Source organism: Micromonospora sp. NPDC050200 (genome assembly GCF_040656135.1).
GTDB lineage: Bacteria > Actinomycetota > Actinomycetes > Mycobacteriales > Micromonosporaceae > Micromonospora.
In genome coordinates, this window is record NZ_JBFALG010000003.1 from 136911 (window position 1) to 154413 (window position 17503).

Consider the following 17503-nt stretch of genomic DNA (forward strand, 5'->3'; position numbering starts at 1 on the left):
ACCCGAGTGTCGTCCACAGGGTCTGTCGGGCGCGTCCCGGGGGCCGCAGGCTGCCGGCATGACCGCGACCGACCGCCCCCGGCTCACCGTCCGCTCGCCCGCCGACCTCCTCGCCGCCGTGCCGTACCTGCTCGGCTTTCATCCCGCCGACAGCGTGGTGGTGGTGGCGATGCGGGCCCAGCGGGTCGTCTTCGCCGCCCGCGCCGACCTGCCCGACCGTGGCGCCGACCCCCGGCTGCCCGCCGGCCACCTCGGCGACGTCCTCGGCCGGCAGGACGCCGACGCCGCCACCGTCATCGGGTACGGCCCGGCCGACCGCGTCACCCCGGCCGTGGACGCGGTCCGCGCGGCACTCACCACGGCCGGCCTCACCGTGCTGGACGCGCTGCGGGTGACCGCCGGTCGGTACTGGTCGTACCTCTGCGCCGAGGCGGCGTGCTGCCCGCCCGACGGCACCCCGTACGACCCGGGCAGCAGCGAGGTCAGCGCGGCCGCGGTCTTCGCCGGTCAGGTGGCGCTCCCCGACCGGGCCGCCCTCACCGCCCAGGTGGGGCCGGCCGACGGGCAGGACCGGGCGGCGATGCGGCGGGCCGGCGTCCGGGCCGAGCGGCGGCTGCTCACCCTGCTGGCGGAGGCGCCCGCCGCCGACCTGCTCGGCGGTCGCTCGGTCCGGGGGGCCGGGGTCGCCGCCGTCCGGGAAGCCTTTCGCGCGTACCGCCGGGGCACCCGGCTCACCGACGAGGAGGTGGCCTGGCTGAGCCTGCTCCTGACCCATCTCCCGGTCCGCGACCACGCCTGGGAACGCACCGACGGCCGGGAGGAGGACATCAGCCTGTGGGGCGACGTGCTGCGCCGCGCCGAGGAGGAGTTGATCGCGGCGCCGGCGAGCCTGCTGGCCTTCGCCGCCTGGCGGGCCGGGCAGGGGGCCCTGGCCGCGGTGGCGTTGGAGCGCGCGCTGGCCGTCCACCCCGACTACTCCCTGGCCCAACTCCTCGACGACCTGCTCCGGCGCGGCGTGCCCCCGTCCGAGCTGGACGGCTGGCCGGCGGTGGGTGAGCCGGGCGTGGTCCGGCGTCGTCCCCGCCGCCGACGGCACGTGCGGCGGGGCATCGGGTGAGCCGGTCAGCCGACGAGCACCCGGTGCCCGCCGGCGTAGACGTTCATCGTCCGGCCGCGCAGGAAGCCGACCAGCGTCATCCCGGCCTCCGCGGCCAGGTCGGCGGCGAGCGAGCTGGGCGCGGAGACGGCCGCGAGCAGCGGTACGCCGGCCATCCACGCCTTCTGGGTCAGCTCGAAGCTGGCCCGGCCGGAGACCAGCAGCAGGTGCCCGGCCAGCGGGAGGCGGCGTTCCCGCACCGCCCAGCCGACCACCTTGTCCACCGCGTTGTGCCGGCCGACGTCCTCGCGCAGCACCACCGGCTCGCCGTCGGCGGTGAACAGCCCCGCCGCGTGCAGCCCACCGGTGCGGTCGAAGGTCCGCTGGGCCGCGCGCAACCGGTCCGGCAGCGCGGCGAGCACGTCCGCCCGGACGGTGAGCGGGTCCTCCACCACCGGGTACGGCGACCGGGTCCGTACCGCCTCGATGCTGGCCTTGCCGCAGACCCCGCACGAACTGGTGGTGTAGAAGTTCCGCGACGGATCGGTGGTGGGTTCCGGCACGCCCGGGGCGAGCACCACGTCGACCACGTTGTAGGTGTTCGGGGTCTCCGCCCCGGCGCAGAGCTGGGCGGTGAGCACGTCCCCGGTCGACCGGATCAGCCCCTCGGTGAGCAGGAAGCCGATCGCCAGGTCGATGTCGTCGCCGGGGGTGCGCATGGTGACCGCGAGCGGCCGGCGTCGGCCCGGGCCGGCCGGGCCGACCCGGATCTCCAGCGGTTCCTCCACCGATAGGGTGTCCTGCCGGCGTACCGCGGCGCGTCCGTCGGCCACCGCGTCGAGGTCGATGCGGAGCACGCTCCGCCGGTCAGTCGCCCGTCCCATCCGGCCATCCTCCCCCGTCCGCCTGGCGACCCGCACGACGGTGGCGGGGCGGACGGGTCCGTGCGGGGCTACGGTGGCCGCGTGACGGCGTACGCGGCGGTGGTGCTCGCGGGCGGCGCGGCCCGCCGGATGGGCGGGCGGGACAAGCCGGCCCTGCCGGTCGGCGGGCGGCCGATGCGGGAGCGGGTGTTGGCGGCCGTCGCCGACGCGGCCCCGCGGGTTCTGGTCGGGCCGGTCGACGCGGTCCCCGACGACGTGCTGGTGACCCGCGAGCGGCCCCCGGGCGGTGGGCCGGTGGCCGCCACCGCGGCCGGGCTCGCCCTGCTGCCCCCCGACATGACCACCGTCGCCCTGTTCGCCGCCGACCTGCCGCTGCTCACCCGGGAGGCGGTCGGCGTCCTGCTGCGCGCGCTGGACCCGGAGCCCGACGAGTCGACGGGGCGCGGCGGCGCCGGCGTGGACGGCGTCGAGGGGCCCGACGGGGTCTGCCTCCTCGACGACGGCGGTCGGCGGCAGCCGCTGTGCGGGGTGTGGCGGGCGGTGGCGCTGCGGGACGCGCTGGCCCGCCTCGCCGGGCGTCGGGGCGGGACGCCCGACGGCGCCTCGATGCGGGAGTTGCTGGCCGAGCTGACCGTGCGTGAGCTGCCCTGGTCCGGCAGCGGCCCGCCGCCCTGGTTCGACTGCGACACTGACTCCGACGTACGCCGGGCGGAGGAGTGGACGCGATGACGGTGATGGACGACTGGGTCACGGCGGCCTGCGCGGAGCTGGGGCTGGACCCGGCCGAGGTGCCGGTGCCGGCGGTGCTCGGCCTGGCCAGGGACGTCGCCCACCAGGTGCTGCGGCCGGGCGCGCCGGTCAGCGCGTACCTGATCGGGGTGGCGGTCGGGCGCGGCGCCGACCCGGCGGAAGCGGTCGCGCGGCTGAGTGGGCTGGCCGCGACCTGGCCGGTGGAGTTGGGCGGCGACCGCCCCGACTGAGCCGCACCAGCCGCGTTGTCCGATCCCGGTCGCGGTGGATTCGATCCCGGGTGGGCCTGGGTAGGGTGACCTTGACGGACGGAGGCGATCATGACGGCAGACCACCCCTCGAAGCCGACCGGTGATCAGTCCGGCGGTTCGCCGGAGCAGTACGAGTCGGTCCTGCTGGACGAGCCGAGCACGGCCGACCTGCGGGCCAAGGTGACCGAGGCGTGGCGGGAGTTCGCCCGGGCGCTGGCCGAGCGGCTGCCCGCGCTGCCGACCGGGGCGCACTTGGAGCTGACCCTCGACCCGACCGCGTCCGGCACCGGCGATGCCGTCTACTCGATCAGCGTGGACGCGGGCGACGGGGGTCGGCTCTCCGCGCGGGCGGTCGGCAACGCGACCCTGCCGCCGGGCTACCGGCTGGACCGGGCCGCCGTCGCGGACATGATCGCGCTCGGCTGGTCGCCGCCCGGCGTGCTGGAGGGCTCCCGCGAGCAGTTCGGCCTGGAGGGCTCGACCAGCGATGCCAGCAAGCTGGCCGCGCTGCTCTCCCGTACCCTGCGCGACGTATACGGAGCCCCGCACCCGGCCTTCCTCGTCTATCTGGTGCACGACGCCGAGGGGGAGCCGCTGCCGGTCGAGCCGCTCGGCACCGCGCGCAGCGAGTTCGGCCCGGACCGCGACATCGAGGTGGACCTCGACGAGGCGCTGGCCGCCGCCGCGAGCGCGCAGCAGGGCGAGGAGGGCGACGACGTACTGGCCCTGGAGGAGCGGGTCCGCACGGTCGTGTCGACCATGCTCAAGTCGAAGTCCGACCAGCTCCAGGTCGACTCGGACGGCGACATCAACATCCGCGCCGGCTCGGCGATGGTGTTCGTCCGGGTGCGGGACAATCCACCCCTGGTGGACGTCTTCTCCCCGGTGCTCACCGAGGTGGAGCCGACCGAGCGCCTGTACGTGAAGCTCTCCGAGCTGACCAACCGGATGCCGATCGGCCGGCTCTACTGCGCCGACGACACCGTCTGGGCCTCCATCCCGGTCTTCGGCCGCAACTTCCAGGCCACTCACCTGATGCTGGCGGTGCAGGTGATGACCGGGCTGGCCGATGAGCTGGACGACCGGCTGCACGGCGAGTTCGGCGGCAAGCGGTTCTTCGGCGAGGGCGACAAGCCGAGCCGGCCGGCGGAGTCCGAGCACCGGACGGGCATGTACCTCTGACACTCCCGCGCCGCGCGGTCGTCGCGTGCGCCGACGACCGTCCGACCGCTGCTCCGGTCAGCCGACGTCGAGCAGGGTCTTGCCGACCGTGGCCCGCGACTGCATGGCGGCGTGCGCCTCGGCGGCCCGCTCCAACGGGAACCGCTGCCCGATCCGCGGGCGCAGCCGCCCCGCCGCGCCCTCGGCCAACGCCCGCACGGTGAGCGCGCGCAGCTCGTCGGGGCCGGCGGCCGGTCGGAGCAGGGTCACCCCGCGCGCCGTGGCGGTCTCCTCCGGCACGTCGGTCCAGCTGCCGCCGGCCAGCCCGAAGCTGACCATGCGGCCGCCGGGGTCGAGCAGGTCGAACGCCGTACGGCCCACGTCGCCGCCGACGCCGTCGAAGACGACGTCCACCCCGCCCGTCGCGGCGCGTACCCGGTCGGCCCAGTCCGGCTCCCGGTAGTCGATCACGACGTCGGCGCCGGCGGCGCGTACCAGTTCCGTCTTGCGGGGGCCGCCGGCGAGCGCCACCACCCGTGCTCCCGCCCGCGCGGCGAGCTGGACCAGCAGGCCGCCCACCCCGCCGGCGGCCGCCTCGACCAGCACGCGTTCCCCGGCGCGCGGCGCGGCCGCGCCGGTCAGCAGCAGCGCGGTCCGGCCGTCGGCGAGCAGCGCCACCGCCTCGTCCAGCGCCAGTCCGTCCGGCACCTCGATCGGCGCGGCGCGGTCCACCACGACCCGTTCGGCGTACCCGCCGGAGCCGCCGGTGCCGCTGACCACGCGCCGGCCGACGAGCCCGGGGTCCACGTCCGGGCCGACCGCGCCGATCACGCCGCCCACCCCGTTGCCGGGGATCACCGGCAACGGGCCGCGGAACGGCCCGAACCCGGTGGCCCGGAACATCGTCTCGACGAAGGTGAGGTTGACGTGCGCCACCTCGATCAGGACCTGCCCCGGCCCGGGCGTCGGGTCGGGCGCCGTCCCCGGCACCAGCACCTCCGGACCGCCGAACTTTCGCAGCCACACCGCCCGCACGTTCCCCCCTCAGTCGCCGTCCGGCAGAGTCGACGACATGAAGTGGGGTTGAGGTCAACCGCGGGTCAGCCGGTGGACGGGCCGACGCCGGGGGACTCGACCAGGCGGGAGAGCACGATGGTGCTCCGGGTGGAGGTCACGAACGACTCCGCCCGCAATCGCTCCAGTGCGTCCTCCAGGTGGGCGATGTCGGCGGCCCGCAGGTGCACCAGGGCGTCCGCCTCGCCGGAGACGGTGTACGCCCCGACCACCTCGGGGTGCCGGCGGGCGGCCACCCCGATCTGCGCGGGGGTGGTCCGGCCGGCGCAGAAGAGCTCGACGAAGGCCTCGGTGGTCCAGCCGACGGCGGCCGGGTCGACCACCGCGGTGAAGCCCCGGATCACCCCGGCGGAGCGGAGCCGGTCGACCCGTCTCTTGACCGCCGGAGCGGAGAGTGACACCCGGGTGCCGATGTCGGCGTACGACGCGCGGGCGTCCGCCACGAGCAACGCAATGATTCGCTGGTCGACCGCGTCTATCTGCAACGTTCCGCCTTCAATAAGCAAGAGTTGTGGCTGTTACCAAAGTTCTACGCTACCTACTCTTGGTCACCGTGAACCAGCAGCGAGTCTCGCGAAAGCGGACATATCTCATGTGCTCGCCCGAGCATTTCGCCGTCGAGTACGCGATCAACCCGTGGATGGACGTCACCACCGCCGTTGACGCCGAGCTGGCGGTCAAGCAGTGGGACCGGCTGCGCGAGACGCTGGTCGGTCTGGGCCACGAGGTGCACCTGCTCACCCCCGAGGCCGGGCTGCCGGACATGGTCTACGCGGCCAACGGCGCCTTCGTGGTGGACGGGACGGTGTACGGCGCCCAGTTCAAGCACGAGCAGCGCGCCGCCGAGGCGGCCACCCACCGGGCGTTCTACGAGTCGCGGGGCTGGCGGTTCATCGCGCCGAGCGAGACCAACGAGGGCGAGGGCGACTTCGCGTACCTGCCGGAGGCGCACGGCGGGCTGGTCCTCGCCGGCCACGGCTTCCGCACCGAACTGCCGGCGCACGCCGAGGCGCAGGAGGCGCTCGGCCGGCCGGTGGTGTCGCTGCGCCTGGTCGACCCGCGCTTCTACCACCTCGACGTGGCGCTCGCCTCGATCGACGACGAGAACATCGTCTACTTCCCGGGCGCCTTCTCGGCGGCCAGCCAGAAGGTGCTCACCCAGCTCTTCCCGGACGCGGTGGTCGCGGACGACGAGGACGCGATGAGCTTCGGCCTGAACCTGGTCAGCGACGGGCTCAACGTCGTGCTCAACAGCGAGGCGACCCGGCTGGCCGGCAAGCTCAAGGCGGCCGGCTACCACCCGGTCCCGGTCGAGCTGGCCGAGCTGAAGAAGGGCGGTGGCAGCGTGAAGTGCTGCATCGCCGAGCTGCGCCACTGACGCCGGCATGACGTACGAAGGGCCGGTCTCCCCGCGGGGAGACCGGCCCTTCCGGCGTACGGCCCGGCGGTTCAGCCGAGCGTGGCGATCTCGTTGAGCGTGACGTTGGACAGCAGCCGCCCGTCGAACTGGACCGTCCGCAGGTACCACCGCTGCTGCGGCGTGCGGGGCTGGTTGAACTGCCACACCCCGCGTGGGCTGTCGATCTGGCCGATCTTGCCCAGGGCCAGGTTGACCTGCCGCGGGTTCGGTTCCGCCCCGGCGTTCCGGATCGCCTTGTCGAGCACCTGCGCGGCGTCGTACGAGGCCATCGCGTACGTGCTGGGGGAGACGTTGTACGTCTTGCGGTACGCGGAGGCGAAGACCTGGTTGGCGTTGTTGTTCAGGTCGGCGGAGTAGTTCGACACGGTCTGGATCGGGCCGGGCAGCAGGGCGTCGTCGTCGTCCACCAGCACTCCGTGCAGCTCGTTGAGCACGGCGCCCTCGGTGAGGAAGCCGGGCGCGTAGATCGGCCCGGTGTAGGCCGGGTCGGTCCGGCGCAGCTGCCGGATGAACTGGATCGCGGCCGTGCCGGAGTAGTGGCAGAAGATCGCGGTGGGCTTGCGGTTGAGCGCCTTCCGGATGTCGGCGGCGTACGAGTTCTCGTCCGGCTTGCCGCCGGCGTCCGTCCAGACCGGCTCGCCGGCCATCCGCGGGTCGCCGACGCCGAAGCCCTGGCGGAAGCCCTGCACGACGTCGAGGCTGTCGCCGCCCTCCGGGGCGATGATCACCAGCCGGCTTCGGGCGGGCAGCCGCCGCTTCAGGTACGCGCCGAGCGCCCGGCCCGGCTCGTCCAGCACGTACGAGGTGCGCCAGATGTAGACCACGCTCTGGAGGCTGACCGGTGAGGCGTTCGACCCGATCAGTGGCACCCGGGCCTTCTCCACGATGTCCCGGATGCCGGACATCACCGCCGGGTTGACGACCCCGGTGAGGGCGAGCACGCCCTGCTTGAGCAGGTCGTTGACGGCGTCCTGGCCGCTCTTGGCGTTGTCGCCCTCGTCGGCCTTGACCAGGGTCACCGGGTGCCCGCCGAGGCGCTGGCCGTGGGTGGCGAGGTAGAGCTCGAAGCCGTTGACGATGTCCTCGCCGATGGTCTTGCCGGGGCCACTGTTGGGAGCGACGAGACCGATCTTGATCGGGGAGCCGGCCGTGACCGGTTCGCCCTCGTCGTCCGTGCCGCAGCCGGCGACCAGCCCGGTGGTACCGAGCGCGGCCAGCAGCTGCAGGGCCCGCCTGCGGTTCATCTGCGACACCGAAATCCTTCCGGGAGCGTTGCCGGGCGTCACCGCCCCCTCGGCGTTCTACCCGGTTGGCGACGCTGCGTCAATGGCTATTGATCTTTGTGCAGCGACTGCAACGCATCCCTCACCTGCGGCCAGGCCGCCGAACCCGGGTCGATAAGCCCGTAGTGCTCGCATTCGGGCAGTTCAACCAGGCTGACGTCGGAGCCGGCAGCCCGGGCCACAGCCGCGTATTCTCGGCTGAGCGCGATCGGCACCTGGCGGTCCCGGACCCCGTGCACGATCACGGTGCGTGTTCGCAGCGGCACCAATGCCCGTGGGTCAGCCGCCGCGTACCGGTCCGGGTGCTCCGCCGGGCCGCCGCCGAGCAGCGCGGCCACCGCCCCCGCATCCAGGTCCAGCCGGTACGCCTCGGCGAGGTCGGCGACCGGGGCCAGCGCGAGCACCCCGCGTACGCCGGCCGGGGCGTGCGCCGCCGCGTAGAGCGCGAGGTGCCCGCCGGCCGAGTGCCCGAGCAGCAGCGGCGGCCCGGCGGCCACCCGGCCGGGCAGGGCGCGCGCGGCCAGCTCGGGCAGCGCCGCCACCCCGGCCAGCACGTCGGCGAGGGTGCCCGGCCAGCCGCCGCCCGGCTGCCCGGTCCGGCGGTACTCCAGCTGGGCCACCGGCCAGCCCAGCGCGGCCAGCGCCGCGGCCAGCGGGCCGGTGTGCATCCGGTCGTACTCGGCGCGCCAGAAGCCCCCGTGCAGCACCGCGACCAGCGGCCGGGCCGGGCCGTCCCCAGCCGGGCGGCGCAGGTCGACGATCTGGTCGGGGTGGTCGCCGTAGGCGACGGTCAGGTCGGGGGCCGGAGCGGGACGGGTGAGCACGGCGCGCGGATCGGCGGGCATGTCGGCGACGGTAGCGCGACCCGCCACCGGCCGGGGGGCGTGACCGGTCCCACCGCGTGCGGCTCGCGGGCGTGGGTAAAGATGGGTGCCATGACCGAAGCGCACTCCGTTGGACAGAACGACGAGCCGGGCCCCGAGGGCGCCGGGCACTCGGGCACCGTGGTGGTGGTCGGCCCGGACGGCCGCCCGGTCGGCACCGTGCAGACCGACGAGGCGGCGGGCGAGGATCCGACCCGCCTGGTCGAGCAGCCGGCCAAGGTGATGCGGATCGGCAGCATGATCAAGCAGCTGCTGGAGGAGGTCAAGTCCGCCCCGCTGGACGACGCCAGCCGGCACCGGATGCGGGAGATCCACGAGCGGTCGATCGTCGAGCTCAAGGAGGGCCTCGCCCCCGAGCTGCGCGAGGAGCTGGAGCGGATCTCGCTGCCCTTCACCGAGGATCAGGCGCCCAGCGAGGGGGAGCTGCGCATCGCCCACGCCCAGCTCGTCGGCTGGCTGGAGGGGCTGTTCCACGGCATCCAGGCCGCGCTGGTCGCCCAGCAGATGGCCGCCCGGGTGCAGCTGGAGCAGATGCGCTCCGGCCGGCAGGCGCTCCCGAGCGGCCCCGGCGGGATGGTGCCCGGCATGCCGGGCATCGGCCAACCGCAGGGCGGCGAGGGGCACCCGACCGGCCAGTACCTCTGACCGGCCGGTCCGCTCAGCCCACCCCGAAGACCTTCTCCAGGTACGCCGCCACGCCGTCCTCGGAGTTCGCCGCGGTCACCTCGTCGGCGATCTCCAGGACGGCCGGGTGCGCGTTGGCCACCGCCACCGCCCGACCGGCCCAGGTCAGCATCGGCACGTCGTTGGGCATGTCGCCGAACGCGAGGACGTCCCGCTCGTCCACGCCGAGCCGGGCGGCGTACCAGGCCAGCCCGGCCGCCTTGGTCACCCCGGCGGCGGAGATCTCCACCAGCCCGGTGTACGACGAGTGCGTCGCCTCGGCCAGCCCCGCCAGCGCCCCGGCCACCACCCGGACGAAGACGTCCGGGTCCTGCTCCCCCGCGCGGGCCAGCAGCTTCACCGCCGGCACGGAGAGCAGCTCCTCCGGCGACTCGACGGCCCGGATGGCGTCGTGGTCGGCGTCCCAGCGCAGCGGGTAGTGCGCCTCGTGCCGCATCTGCCGGCTGTCGACGATCTCCACCGCGAAGCTCACCTCGGGCACCGCCGCGCGCAGCCGACGGGCCACCTCGGCGAGGAGTTCCGGGGCGAGCGGGTCGGCTCGCAGCACCTCGTCGGCGACCGGGTCGTACACCACCGCGCCGTTGGCGCAGATCGCCGGCACTGGGGCGGCGAGCTGGTCGTACACGAGCTGGAGCCAGCGGATCGGACGGCCGGTGACCAGCACGACCGGCGTGCCCTGCGCGCAGATCCGCTGCAGCACCGCCGCGGTACGCGCGCTGAGCGTCCGGTCGTCGGCGAGCAGGGTGCCGTCGATGTCGGTCGCGACCAGTCGGGGTGTCTCTCCCATCACCGGGACAGTAGTCGGTCCAGGTAGACCGCGACTCCGTCGTCGTCGTTGCGCAGCGTCACCTCGTCGGCGGCGGCCCGGACCGCGGGGTGCGCGTTGGAGACCGCCACCCGGCCCCAGCCGGCCCAGCCGAACATCGGCAGGTCGTTGGGCATGTCCCCGAAGACCAGCACCTCCGCCGGGTCGACGCCGAGCCGCTCCGCCACCACGCTGAGCCCGGTGGCCTTGTCCACCCCGGGCGGGCAGATCTCGACGAAGCCCAGGCCGGCCTGGGTGAGCGTGGCCACCTGCGGCGGGACTACCCGGCGGGCGGTGGCCAGCAACTCGTCCACGTGGTGGTCGGCGGTCCGGACGAACGCCTTGATCACCTCGTGGGAGAGGCACTCGGCGCGGCTGCGCGCCTCGAACCGGTCCGGGTACGGCCAGCTCGGGTGGTAGTCGCCCCAGAGCGGGGCGTCGTGCTCGTCGGACGCCTCGACCATCACGGTCAGCGGCCCGACCCGGGCCTCCAGGTCGGCCAGCAGCCGGGCCAGCACCTCGCCGGGCAGCCGCTCGTCCCGCAGCACCACCGGGCCGGCCGGGTCGCTCTGGTCCACCACACATCCGCCGCCGGCCATCACCAGGAAGTCGGCGGCGCGGATGTCGTTGCGGGTGAGTTCCTTGAGCCGGGGACCGCGGCCGGTGGCGCCGACCACCGGGATACCGGCGGCCCGCACCCGGTCGAGCACCTGATGGGTGTACGCGGACACCGTCTCGTCGCTGCGGACGAGCGTGCCGTCGAGATCGGTGGCGACCAGCTTGGGCAGGCCCGGGCGGATCATGGTTCCTCCTTCGCCCGCCGCCGTCGCAGCCAGCCGTTTCGGTCATCGGTGCCTCGACCCGGAGTGACGGCGGGCAGCAACCGTACCTCGCGGTACCGGTCCCGACCATGGCGTTCCGGCGAATCCGGCGCCAACGCCCGGTGACGCTGCGTCCGGTGCCGGTCGGCGCCGGTCACCGGCCCGGACCGGCCGGGTGGCGGTCAGCCGGCCGACTCGCGGCGGGCGAACGGGACGGTCGGCGCGACGGTGAGGTCGGCGGGCGCGGGAGGCAGGTCGTCCCGGCCGGGCCGGCGGAAGTCGACCGGCTCCGCCTCCGCGCCCTCGTCCGCCTCCGGCCGGTCGGCCGGCTGCCGGCCGGCGAGCTGGAGCGCGGCCCCGACCAGCGCGGTCGCCACGAAGGCCAGCACCAGGCCCCGCCCGTAGACCACCTGGAAACCGTCCTCGGTCGAGTAGAACAGGACCCGCTGCCCGGAGTCGTCCAGCGAGAGGGCGGTCGCCGTCAGCAGCGCCAGCAGCGCGCCGGCCACGCCGAGACCGGCCACCCGCGCCTCCCGGCGGACGGCCGGGCCGCCGCGCAGGGCCAGCGCCGCCGCGGCGGCGAGCAGCAGCAGACCCACCAGGTACGCGACCCCGAAGCCGCCGACCTCGGCCACCCCGCTGGGCACCTGGACGCTGACGTTGCCCTCCGGGCCCCCGTTCGGCAGCGTCATCACCAGCCACTCGCCGACCAGGGAGGCCATCGCCGCGGCCGCGCCGAGGGCGGTCAGCACCAGGGGGAGCCGGCGGTCCCGGCCCAGCCCGCCGAGGGAGCGGGCCCACCGGCCGGCCGGGGCGGCGGACGGCGCGCCCCACTCGACGACGGCTGTGCGGTCGGAGCGGTCGTCCTGTTGCGGGACGGGGAGATCCTGGGACATCGGCCACCTTCCGCCGTCGCGGGCCTGAACCGCATCATGACACGGCGGGCGGCACCGGCCGGGGCACGACGTGGGGTGCCGGTCCGCCGGGTCGGTCGCCCGGCGGTGCGGTTTCGGTTAGCGTCGGGTGCATGCCTATCCGTACCGCTTCCGCACGTTGGCAGGGCAACCTCACCGAGGGGTCCGGGACCGTCCGCACCGGCAAGGGCGGACTCGAGGGGAACTACTCCTTCAAGTCGCGTTTCGAGGAGGGCGAGGGGACCAACCCCGAGGAGCTGATCGGGGCCGCCCACGCCGGCTGCTTCTCGATGGCGCTCTCCAAGCAGCTCGCCGACGCCGGCGCGACCGGCACCTCGGTGGAGACCACCGCCAAGGTCCACTTCGACAAGACCGACGCGGGCATGACGGTGACCCGGATCGACCTGGAGACCGTCGGCCAGGTGCCGGGCATGGACGAGGCCCAGTTCACCAAGCTGGCCGAGGCCGCCAAGGAGAACTGCCCGATCTCGCGGCTGCTCTCCCCGGGTGCCCAGATCAGCCTCACCGCCCGGGTGGCCTCCTGACCTCGGTCGTCGCCGGCCGTACGCCACGGAGAGAGTGCCGGACCGGCACCCTCTCCGTGGTTCCGCGCGGATCGTGACGGGGTGCGGCGCCCGGCGTCGGGGACAATGGGCGGCGTGGCGGTCGAGATGAGCCGGGAACGCTTCGAGGAACTGGTCGGGGAGGCCCTCGACGAGGTGCCCGAGGAACTCCTCGGGCTGATGAGCAACGTGGTGATCCTGGTCGAGGACGACCCGCCGCCCGGCGAGGACCTGCTCGGCCTCTACGAGGGGCACGCGCTCACCGACCGGGGGTGGGACTACTCCGGCGTGCTGCCGGACCGGATCCTCATCTACCGGCGCCCGATCCTGCGCATCTGCGACACCGAGGACGACGTGGTCGACGAGGTGGCGGTGACCGTGGTCCACGAGATCGCCCACCACTTCGGCATCGACGACGACCGGCTGCACGCGCTGGGCTGGGGCTGAGCGGTCCCGGTCGGCGGCCCCGCTCGGCCGATGCCGCTGGTTGCGCTGGTCACCTAACCTCCGGGGAGACACCCGGATCAGGAGGAAACCAATGCGCAGCGCGCTGTTCTCCGCGGAGAACCTCGAGAAGGAGTCCGCCCAGCCCGGCATGCGGCTGCAGAACTCCAAGATGCTGAAGATCGAGCTCAACGGCGAGGCCATGGCCCGGGTCGGCTCGATGGTCGCCTACCAGGGGCAGGTGCAGTTCCAGGCGCTCGGCTCCGGTGGCATCGGCAAGTTCATCAAGCAGCGCCTGACCGGGGAGGGTGTGCCGCTGATGAAGCTCAGCGGCCAGGGCGACGTCTTCCTCGCCGAGCTGAGCAAGGACGTGCACATCATCGACCTGGAGCCGGGCGACGCCCTCTCCATCAACGGCTCCAGCGTGCTGGCCTTCGACTCGACCCTCTCGTACGACATCAAGATGGTCGGCGGCGCCGGCATGGCCTCGTCGTCAGGGCTGTTCAACTGCGTCTTCACCGGCCACGGCCGGATCGCCATCACCACCAAGGGCACCCCGGTCGTGCTCAACGTCGACGCGCCCACCTACGTCGACCCGCAGGCCGCCGTCTGCTGGTCGGCCAACCTCCAGACCGGCTACCACCGCGCGGAGCAGCTCGGCCTGGGCACGCTGCTCGGCCGCAGCACCGGCGAGGCGTTCACGATGAGCTTCGCCGGCCAGGGCTTCGTGGTGGTGCAGCCCTCCGAGGAGCCGCCGGTCATGGGCAGCGGCACCCAGCAGCAGCAGCAGGGTGGCCTGCTCGGTGGCCTGATCAGCTGACCTGGTCGGCGGGGCGCCCGGCGTGGGCGCTCCGCCGGGTCAGCTCAGCTCGCCGGCCCGCAGCCCGGCGAGCCAGGCCGCCGCGTCGGCGTAGTCGGCGTCGGAGAGCCCGGCCGGCGCCGGGACCGGCCGCTCGGCCGCCCCGTCGGTCCAGCGGTGCCGGGGGTACGACCCGAGGAAACGCACGTCGGCGCAGACCCGGCGCAGCCCCTGCAACGCCTCGCCCATCCGTACGTCCGCGACGTGCCCCGTGCAGTCGAGGAAGAAGACGTACCGGCCCAGCGCCTCGCCGGTCGGGCGGGACTCGATCCGGGTCAGGTTGACCCCGCGTACGGCCAGCTCCATCAGCACCGAGAGCAGGACGCCCACCCGGTCGTGGGCGATGTAGACGGCCAGCGAGGTGACGTCGTCCCCGGTCGGGGGCGGCGGCGGGCCGGGGCGGGACACCAGCGCGAAACGGGTCACCGCGTCGGGATGGTCGGCGATCTTGTCGGCGAGCACCGCCAGCCGGTGCCGGGTGGCCCCGATCGGGGCGCAGATCGCCGCGTCGTACTCGCCGGCCGCCGCGCCGGCCGCCGCCGCGCCGTTGGAGAGCACGTCGACCACCGTCGCGTCGGGCAGGTGGTCACGTAGCCAGTTCCGGCACTGGGTGGAGGCCTGCGGGTGGGCCGCCACGCTGTGCACCGCGCCCAGCGTCGTGCCGGGACGGGCGCCGAGCACGAACTCCACCGGCAGGATCACCTCCCGGGTGATCACCACCGGGTCCCCCTCGGCCAGCTCGTCCAGGGTCACCCCGACCGCGCCGCCGATCGAGTTCTCCAGCGGCACCAGGGCCGCGTCGGCCTCCCCCGCCCGTACGCCGTCCAGCGCCTCGCCGACGCTGCGCGCCGGCGTACGGCTGCCGTGCTCGGCGGCGGGCACCGTACGCAGCGCCTGCTCGGCGAAGGTGCCCTCGGGACCGAGGTAGACGAAACGGGTCGGTGGTGTACCGGGCATGTCGACCAGCCTACGCACCGGGCACCGGGACCGTGCCGGCGTCGCAGGCCAAGGTCCGGATGCCGGGCGGCGCGACGGTGCGTACCTCGATGGAGCAGACGTCCGTCCCGGCGGTGACCAGCCGCAGCGCGGCGGACTCGGTCCGGGTGACCACCTGGAGTTCCTCGTGCCCGGTCACCGCGAGCACGGTGTACTGCCAGTCGGCCGCGCACAGCGGCCCCGCGGTGGCCTTCACCGACACGTCCCTGGGGAGCACCCGGCCGCGCAGCAGCCCCACCACCCGGTCGGCGGTGGGCCGGCCGGCGCACGCGACGGCGACCAGGCCGGGAGTCGGGCTGGGCGGCGGTGGGAGCGTCGGCGTGATGCCCAGCGGCGGGGTCACCGGCGGGGCGGTGGTCGGCGCCGCCGGGGTGACGAGCGCCGGCCGGGTGGTGGTCGGCGCGGGGGTGCGCCCCTCCGGCGGGGCGCCACAGGCGGCGAGCGGCAGGACGGCGACCAGGGCGCCGGTGACGACCAGCCGGCGGGGCGGGGTGCGGTGCGGTGCGTCAGGCGGCACGGACCGGTCCTCAGGGGGATGAAGCCTCGGTGGCGTCGAGGGGGGTCGTGGTGGCCGGGGGTGGCCGAGCCCCATCGTAGGAGGATCGGGCGGCGCGGTGAAGGTCAGCGCAGCACCCGGTGCCCGGCTCGTTCCAGCGCGACGGTCGCCTCGCCGAGGCGTACCGCGGGGACCAGCACGTGGTCGGTGTCGTAGGTGGAGAACGCGACCACGCTGACCCGGGCCTCGGCGAGCGGGTCGACCAGGGAGACGAGGGTGCCGGTGACCGCCAGGTCGAGCGGCCCGACGACGCGCAGGCACCGCCAGTCGGTCTCCACGTCCGCCTCGGCGGGTGCCCGGGCGGCGGGGCAGATGACCGAGATCCCGTCGGCCGTCCAGCTCACCGTGACCACGTCCGCGACGCCCGGCTCGGCCCACAGGGCGGGGGGGCAGGGGGGTGCCGGCGGCCAGCCGGCACACGGCGTACTCCCCCGGGAGCAGGGCGACATCGAGCATGAGGGCACCTTACGGCGTCGGCGAGGGCCCGCCGCGGCATCGTGACGTGCGGCGCCCGCCACACCTCACCGCAGGTCAGATCTCGGAGAAGAAGGTGAGTGAGCCGGCCACCGAGCCGTCGGTGAGCACCGGAGTGGAGATGGCGTCCACGGTGGCGTCGGGCGCGTCCTGGCTGGCGGGCCGGACCCGCAGCAGGCCACGGGCCAGCCGGCCGGAGTGCAGCGCCAGCAGCGGCGGGATCTTGTCGGTCTCCTGCTCGGTCAGCTCGCCCCGGGCGGCGGTGAAGTCGAGCAGCCGCAGGCCGCCCTCCAGCAGCGGCAGGCCCACCACGTCCTCGGGGGCGCCCAGGCAGAGCAGCCGGCAGCCGGACGACGAGATGGCCACGACCCGGGTGTCCGCGTCGATCAGCAGGCAGGGCTCCTCGGCGTGGGAGATTATCGCGGACCACTGGCCGACGTTGTCGGACCCCGGCTCTGTCGGTGTCCGCGACGCCGGCGCGAACACTTCCGAGAGCGAGAGTTCGACGTGGGCCACCGAGCCTCCTATGTACACCGACGGTCTGTCCACGCTAGCCGGTCGTCGCGACGGTCGCTCTACCGCGCTGGTGCCACCGGCCGCCGGTGACGATCGGATGCCCGGACCAGCGGGCGGCCGGCGACGGCGCGGACCGGCGGGTGCCCTCGGGAATCCTCGGCCGCGTGGCGTCGTCGGTGACGTTACCGGCGGGCGGCCGGCTTGTCAGCGGCCGTTCGGCCCTCGTCGTACCACCGGTAGTCGGCGGCGGGACGGTACGTGCCGTTGAGCCAGGTCTGCGGCTGCTGCGCGACCAGGGACAGCTTCTCGGCGGTGGCCGGGCTGATCCGGTTGCCCCCGGCGACGAGGAGCCGGTCCAGCTCCCGGTGCGTCGCCATGAGGCAGTCCTTGGGCAGGCCGTACACGCTGATGACGCCGGAGCCGACGAAGGTCAGCACGGGTGTCACCGGGATGGGCAGCCCGACCGCGTCGGTGAGCGCCTTGCCCGCCCGCTTGGCGTCCCGCCGGGCCTCGGCCACGTACGGCGGTCGCTTGCCGTTGATCTGGACCACGTCCCCGGCGACCAGCACTCGGGCGCGCCCGTGGTCGACGATGCTCACCGCGAAGAGCCCGCTCGGGCCGATGGCGAGGAAGCCGGCGCGGTCGTCCTGCCCGCGGTCGAGCAGCACGTCGGCGACGTCCGTATGCGGCCACTCGATGACGTGCCAGGCGGGGCCCAGGTGGTCGAGCTGACTGAGCGCGCGGGCTCCGGCGGCCTCCAGCCGGCGCGCGCCCCGCTGCGCCCGGCGGCGGCGGGCCCACTCCAGCGGGGTCGGGCGGGCCGGCTCCAGCACCGACGGCGCCTCGGCCCGGGAGTGCGGCACCGCCACGGGCGGCAGCGCCCGGGTGGGTACGGCTCGACGAGCGGGAAAGACAGTCATCGCGACCTCCGGCAAAAGGTCCCTCGAAGTTATGTCCTCACTACCCTACGTTGCCGTCCCGGGGGTACGGCAAGTTGGAGCGCCGGAATGAGTGTGGATGAATGCCATATTCATCCACACTTCTTTCCATGAACACATCTCGCACCTG

Annotated in this window: 21 protein-coding genes and 1 pseudogene; 9 read left to right on the top strand and 13 right to left on the bottom strand. The window is 74.4% G+C overall.

Annotated features, from left to right (window positions below; translation table 11 throughout):
• Positions 1 to 58 precede the first annotated feature (58 nt).
• Positions 59 to 1117, top strand: coding sequence for a DUF4192 domain-containing protein (locus tag AB0I41_RS03650; RefSeq protein ID WP_357101426.1), 1059 nt, complete (start codon positions 59 to 61; stop codon positions 1115 to 1117).
• Between the two features lie 5 nt (positions 1118 to 1122).
• On the opposite strand, the gene fdhD is transcribed toward AB0I41_RS03650, so the two are convergent.
• Positions 1123 to 1980, bottom strand: a complete 858-nt coding sequence (fdhD, locus tag AB0I41_RS03655) for a formate dehydrogenase accessory sulfurtransferase FdhD (RefSeq protein ID WP_357101428.1) — start codon at positions 1978 to 1980, stop codon at positions 1123 to 1125.
• A gap of 81 nt (positions 1981 to 2061) precedes the next feature.
• Between fdhD and AB0I41_RS03660 the strand changes: the two genes are divergently transcribed.
• From AB0I41_RS03660 to AB0I41_RS03670, 3 genes are all read left to right on the top strand, one after another.
• The gene (locus AB0I41_RS03660) at positions 2062 to 2709 is read left to right on the top strand and encodes an NTP transferase domain-containing protein (RefSeq protein ID WP_357101430.1); all 648 of its coding nucleotides are present in this window, start codon (positions 2062 to 2064) and stop codon (positions 2707 to 2709) included.
• Entirely contained in the window at positions 2706 to 2960 is a 255-nt protein-coding gene (locus tag AB0I41_RS03665; RefSeq protein WP_357101432.1) for a DUF6457 domain-containing protein, read from the top strand. The genes AB0I41_RS03660 and AB0I41_RS03665 overlap by 4 nt, the downstream gene beginning before the upstream one ends.
• A gap of 90 nt (positions 2961 to 3050) precedes the next feature.
• Positions 3051 to 4163, top strand: coding sequence for a hypothetical protein (locus tag AB0I41_RS03670; RefSeq protein ID WP_357101434.1), 1113 nt, complete (start codon positions 3051 to 3053; stop codon positions 4161 to 4163).
• Positions 4164 to 4220: 57 nt separating this feature from the next.
• Here AB0I41_RS03670 and AB0I41_RS03675 read toward each other — a convergent pair whose 3' ends face one another.
• Both AB0I41_RS03675 and AB0I41_RS03680 read right to left on the bottom strand, forming a co-directional pair.
• Positions 4221 to 5177, bottom strand: coding sequence for a zinc-binding dehydrogenase (locus tag AB0I41_RS03675; protein ID WP_357101436.1), 957 nt, complete (start codon positions 5175 to 5177; stop codon positions 4221 to 4223).
• 65 nt (positions 5178 to 5242) lie between these two features.
• Entirely contained in the window at positions 5243 to 5701 is a 459-nt protein-coding gene (locus AB0I41_RS03680) for an Lrp/AsnC family transcriptional regulator (protein WP_357101438.1), read from the bottom strand.
• 59 nt (positions 5702 to 5760) lie between these two features.
• Between AB0I41_RS03680 and ddaH the strand changes: the two genes are divergently transcribed.
• The gene (gene ddaH, locus AB0I41_RS03685; protein WP_357101440.1) at positions 5761 to 6594 is read left to right on the top strand and encodes a dimethylargininase; all 834 of its coding nucleotides are present in this window, start codon (positions 5761 to 5763) and stop codon (positions 6592 to 6594) included.
• A 71-nt stretch (positions 6595 to 6665) separates the two neighbouring features.
• Here the strand turns inward: ddaH and AB0I41_RS03690 are convergent, their stop codons facing one another.
• Positions 6666 to 7889: an ABC transporter substrate-binding protein gene (locus AB0I41_RS03690; RefSeq protein WP_357101442.1), complete on the bottom strand. Its 1224-nt coding sequence runs from the start codon at positions 7887 to 7889 to the stop codon at positions 6666 to 6668.
• A 77-nt stretch (positions 7890 to 7966) separates the two neighbouring features.
• The gene (locus AB0I41_RS03695) at positions 7967 to 8764 is read right to left on the bottom strand and encodes an alpha/beta hydrolase (RefSeq protein ID WP_357101444.1); all 798 of its coding nucleotides are present in this window, start codon (positions 8762 to 8764) and stop codon (positions 7967 to 7969) included.
• Between the two features lie 81 nt (positions 8765 to 8845).
• Between AB0I41_RS03695 and AB0I41_RS03700 the strand changes: the two genes are divergently transcribed.
• Entirely contained in the window at positions 8846 to 9448 is a 603-nt protein-coding gene (locus AB0I41_RS03700; protein ID WP_357101446.1) for a bacterial proteasome activator family protein, read from the top strand.
• A 13-nt stretch (positions 9449 to 9461) separates the two neighbouring features.
• Here AB0I41_RS03700 and AB0I41_RS03705 read toward each other — a convergent pair whose 3' ends face one another.
• From AB0I41_RS03705 to AB0I41_RS03715, 3 genes are all read right to left on the bottom strand, one after another.
• Entirely contained in the window at positions 9462 to 10274 is an 813-nt protein-coding gene (locus tag AB0I41_RS03705) for an HAD family hydrolase (protein WP_357101448.1), read from the bottom strand.
• On the bottom strand, positions 10274 to 11095 hold the full coding sequence (locus AB0I41_RS03710; protein ID WP_357101450.1) for an HAD hydrolase family protein: 822 nt from the start codon (positions 11093 to 11095) through the stop codon (positions 10274 to 10276). Before AB0I41_RS03710 ends, AB0I41_RS03705 begins: the two co-directional genes overlap by 1 nt.
• Positions 11096 to 11295: 200 nt before the next feature.
• Positions 11296 to 12009, bottom strand: a complete 714-nt coding sequence (locus AB0I41_RS03715) for a hypothetical protein (RefSeq protein ID WP_357101452.1) — start codon at positions 12007 to 12009, stop codon at positions 11296 to 11298.
• 131 nt (positions 12010 to 12140) lie between these two features.
• Between AB0I41_RS03715 and AB0I41_RS03720 the strand changes: the two genes are divergently transcribed.
• The 3 genes from AB0I41_RS03720 (at position 12141) to AB0I41_RS03730 (ending at position 13854) form a co-directional block, all read left to right on the top strand.
• Positions 12141 to 12572 carry an OsmC family protein gene (locus AB0I41_RS03720; protein WP_357101454.1) on the top strand — a complete coding sequence of 144 codons (432 nt, stop codon included), beginning with the start codon at positions 12141 to 12143 and terminating at the stop codon, positions 12570 to 12572.
• A gap of 105 nt (positions 12573 to 12677) precedes the next feature.
• A complete protein-coding gene (locus tag AB0I41_RS03725) occupies positions 12678 to 13037 on the top strand; it encodes a metallopeptidase family protein (RefSeq protein WP_357101457.1) in 360 nt (119 codons plus the stop codon).
• A 91-nt stretch (positions 13038 to 13128) separates the two neighbouring features.
• A complete protein-coding gene (locus tag AB0I41_RS03730; RefSeq protein ID WP_357101459.1) occupies positions 13129 to 13854 on the top strand; it encodes an AIM24 family protein in 726 nt (241 codons plus the stop codon).
• A 39-nt stretch (positions 13855 to 13893) separates the two neighbouring features.
• Here the strand turns inward: AB0I41_RS03730 and pheA are convergent, their stop codons facing one another.
• The 5 genes and pseudogenes from pheA to AB0I41_RS03755 all read right to left on the bottom strand — a co-directional run bounded on the left by pheA (position 13894) and on the right by AB0I41_RS03755 (position 17355).
• Positions 13894 to 14850 (bottom strand): prephenate dehydratase, encoded by a 957-nt coding sequence (pheA, locus tag AB0I41_RS03735; RefSeq protein ID WP_357101461.1) that lies wholly within the window; start codon positions 14848 to 14850, stop codon positions 13894 to 13896.
• A gap of 10 nt (positions 14851 to 14860) precedes the next feature.
• The gene (locus tag AB0I41_RS03740) at positions 14861 to 15367 is read right to left on the bottom strand and encodes a hypothetical protein (RefSeq protein ID WP_357101639.1); all 507 of its coding nucleotides are present in this window, start codon (positions 15365 to 15367) and stop codon (positions 14861 to 14863) included.
• A gap of 143 nt (positions 15368 to 15510) precedes the next feature.
• Positions 15511 to 15901: pseudogene (locus AB0I41_RS03745) on the bottom strand (ACT domain-containing protein).
• A 75-nt stretch (positions 15902 to 15976) separates the two neighbouring features.
• Positions 15977 to 16435 (bottom strand): PAS domain-containing protein, encoded by a 459-nt coding sequence (locus tag AB0I41_RS03750; protein WP_357101463.1) that lies wholly within the window; start codon positions 16433 to 16435, stop codon positions 15977 to 15979.
• A gap of 182 nt (positions 16436 to 16617) precedes the next feature.
• Complete coding sequence (locus AB0I41_RS03755; protein WP_357101465.1) at positions 16618 to 17355, bottom strand: hypothetical protein; 738 nt, start codon at positions 17353 to 17355, stop codon at positions 16618 to 16620.
• Between the last annotated feature and the right edge of the window lie 148 nt (positions 17356 to 17503).